Here is a 2,444-nt window from a genome sequence, read left to right as displayed (position 1 = left end):
CGATACGCTTTTACGCACAGATTTCGCCATACGCAAGTATCCTAGCTACGCGGGGGCTTGGCCCCTCCCGCGACCGGACCTTCACCGGCTAGAAGATGCGTGCTTTCTGGGCACGCCACACTTGCAGGAAAGGCCCTCTTGGGCCTTTTTGGGCATAGCGTGTCCAGAGGCGTCCATGTTCTACACCTGGTTAGTCCGGGTCTGTCGCACCGGGTTTGTCAGGACTTAGGCTCGTAGGGTTGTTTGCCACGAGACCAAATTCATCATTCTTGGTATTGATCCAAAGCTGCCCAAGAAAAGATTCAAGGACAGCTTTGGATCATGAAAATGATTACTTCTCATCCAGTTCTTCTGGTTCGTAGAAAGGCCCGACGCAAGCTGGTTGCATAACGATAAACTTATTCGCAACATACTCAGCGACTCTTGCAGAAACATTAGCGATCAATCGTTTCAACATAGGTATCACCTCCTCCCTATGGAATCAATTAATAAAACTAATAATTTCATCTCTACTTCTTTTAAATGATAGAAACAGAAGTGTTGAGAAACTAAGAGCACAAATAACCGTTGTAATCAAAAACAAAGTTGTTAACCCCGACTTGTAAAAGAAAGCAGGGAAGGTTACTGCAGTGATTAGAAAAGTAATAATTGCAACTGCAATATACGGCTTAGTCGATTTGTAGTTCTTCTTTTTCTTATATGCGTTACTAAAATTAAATACAAATCCATCTCTACTCTTTATTATGTAATAACTTATAAGAAACACGATCATAGACGTAGCTAGCTGCAACATAAATCCTTTGAATGTGAAAGGTTGTATATCATTAGGCCCCACTAGTTGATACATCATACAAATCGTTGTAAGAACACCCTGTACAGTTAAGTAAAAAATATAGCCTGTTATAGAAATAAATATAGAATACTTTATCCCTTCTTTAAAAACCCAGATAAAGAGTAAAACAACTAAAGGGACTTGAATAAATATATTATAATCATGTAGTTCAAGCTTTGTAATAATAAATGCAAGGGTTGTGAAACCAAAAGCGCTCAAGAAGATTCGCAGCTTGTTATAAATTATAGAAATTGAGAAAACCGAGCAAACCAAAGTCAGAAGAGCGGTCCATTCAATTGTAGAAAAGATGAAAAAATAAAAATTATTCACTTCAGATGCTCCTCCTAAAAGGTATTAAAGAAAGCGATTGTAAAAGAAAGATGCTTGTAACTGCATCGATTTTAAATGAACATATGTGAAAAATAACTATTAATAAACTGATACATTTAAAAACGAATCCTTTTACCGACTTTCTTTTAATCCTTCTTGAGCTTGGAGCAAAAATAATGATAAGAAGCAAGGATATGTAATTCGGATCAAACAAATCATTGTGTAAATTGATTAAAGGGACTACTGTTAATGCAACACTAGAAAACAGATAACAGTGAATATCATTCTTGAAATGCCAACTGCTTCCGCTAAAAAAACGCAACAAAGCGAATGCGAAAAATGATACTATGGCATTAAATAAGTTGTCTAGTAATGCCGAAACGATAGCCACTGTTACGAATACTAGCAAGTAATTCAGAATAATATGAAGCCCCAGTTTAATTTGCTTGACATTAGCAGAAGGGTTACTTGAATTCTTTACAATTGCTTCTGCAAGTGATTGCGCTAAACTCCCAATCGACATGATTCTACCTCGAAATAGTTAATATTACCTATTTCAATATACCATTAAAGGGAATAGTCGTTCAATGGAGTTTGAGTAAATTACTCAACTTTCGCAGTTTGGAATTGGCAAATTACTTTGACTCGGTTTAAGAGGTTACACGATTTATTTTACAGACCCTCAAAAAGCATTCTCTTCTATCCAGTTAATAATCTTTGTAAAGTATTCTTCGTCATGATATTTCTTCTTAGGAAGACTCTCAAATAAAGAGGAGTTTATCAACTTATAATTCGTTTCTAGATCGACTGCTTCGATCCATTCAACAATTCCTGGCATCAAAGCATTTAAAAATTCGTAGTATCTTATACGAGGTTGGTTAATACAAAATAATCGTTCAAATTCTGGTCTTCTACGATTCTTATCCTCACTCTTTCTCCGATGTAATTCTTGCTCACTAGCTGTCAAAATAATATATTTATCTGGGAATCCTAACTTTTCACTAATGATTGCATCTCTAAAAAATCTATCTAGTTCTGTTAAAGAAGGACAGTTAATAAAAGAAAAGGCCCAATTAAACCATAATGGTTTTAATGGGTCTGAATCCAGTACAACTAGAGAGTGAGTTCTTAACTTCTCGTGTGCAAGATTCCATCTGTCTACCTCCCACTATAAAGTAATGTTTTCTCCTGTTTTCTCACTAAATCTCAGTATTTCAACTTTGACGCTTAAGCGGCAGTCGTGGAGAATGTATCCTATGCATCGATTTTCGATCAGAGCGTA

At 36.2% G+C, this 2,444-nt stretch carries 3 protein-coding genes; all 3 read right to left on the bottom strand.

The window, feature by feature from the left end; translation table 11 throughout:
* Positions 1-331: 331 nt before the first annotated feature.
* From KXG62_RS34475 to KXG62_RS34775, 3 genes are read right to left on the bottom strand one after another with little or no spacing between them, the layout of a single operon-like run.
* Positions 332-457 carry a hypothetical protein gene (locus tag KXG62_RS34475; protein WP_281427083.1) on the bottom strand — a complete coding sequence of 42 codons (126 nt, stop codon included), beginning with the start codon at positions 455-457 and terminating at the stop codon, positions 332-334.
* Between the two features lie 24 nt (positions 458-481).
* On the bottom strand, positions 482-1,162 hold the full coding sequence (locus tag KXG62_RS33690) for a hypothetical protein (protein ID WP_218096377.1): 681 nt from the start codon (positions 1,160-1,162) through the stop codon (positions 482-484).
* A gap of 1 nt (position 1,163) precedes the next feature.
* On the bottom strand, positions 1,164-1,685 hold the full coding sequence (locus KXG62_RS34775; RefSeq protein ID WP_218096376.1) for an accessory gene regulator B family protein: 522 nt from the start codon (positions 1,683-1,685) through the stop codon (positions 1,164-1,166).
* Between the last annotated feature and the right edge of the window lie 759 nt (positions 1,686-2,444).

Origin of the sequence: Paenibacillus solanacearum (assembly GCF_910593845.1) — a bacterium.
GTDB lineage: Bacteria > Bacillota > Bacilli > Paenibacillales > NBRC-103111 > Paenibacillus_G > Paenibacillus_G solanacearum.
Note: the sequence above shows the minus strand (reverse complement) of the source record. Positions and strands in the feature narration are given on the sequence as shown.

What these genes read in the sequence shown, in the direction of transcription:
- KXG62_RS34775 (WP_218096376.1), bottom strand. Translation starts at nt 1,685, where the DNA reads ATGTCGATTGGGAGTTTAGCGCAATCACTTGCAGAAGCAATTGTAAAG.
- KXG62_RS34475 (WP_281427083.1), bottom strand. Translation starts at nt 457, where the DNA reads ATGTTGAAACGATTGATCGCTAATGTTTCTGCAAGAGTCGCTGAGTAT.